Here is a 397-nt window from a genome sequence, read left to right as displayed (position 1 = left end):
GCTCCATCATGTTGGTTATTATGTTTTCCGTTAAAAAATATAGATGGTCCATTCCCCGTTAAAATTTCCGGAAGAATATCACCACTCAGCCCCCCCATCATAAAAGGGGAGAAACCAGAAGCCTTATGTTCCTCAGGATATGGATGGCCTACTGGCAATGCTCTCGGCAATCGAATCCTTGACTCATTATTTATTGTTGGAGAAAAGGTTTGAACATTTCTGGCTGTCACCGCTCCTGATGACATAAACAAATATGTCGTCAATATATTTTTTATGCTCCTTGTCCAATTATTCATAATTTTATGTTCAAATATCTTTTCTTCGGATAATAAATTATATACCTCCAATTGAACTTTGCTTCCTTTATCGATTACTTGCTCTATCTCATCTGCAATAT

General features: G+C 36.8%; 1 protein-coding gene. It reads right to left on the bottom strand.

Annotated features, from left to right (window positions below; translation table 11 throughout):
* Window positions 1-397, bottom strand: a 397-nt coding sequence (locus tag HEN33_RS25570; RefSeq protein WP_183083549.1) for a DUF4765 family protein, incomplete at both ends; no start/stop codon positions are given.

Origin of the sequence: Escherichia sp. 94.0001, assembly GCF_013369155.2 — a bacterium.
Taxonomy (GTDB): domain Bacteria; phylum Pseudomonadota; class Gammaproteobacteria; order Enterobacterales; family Enterobacteriaceae; genus Escherichia; species Escherichia coli_F.
Note: the sequence above shows the minus strand (reverse complement) of the source record. Positions and strands in the feature narration are given on the sequence as shown.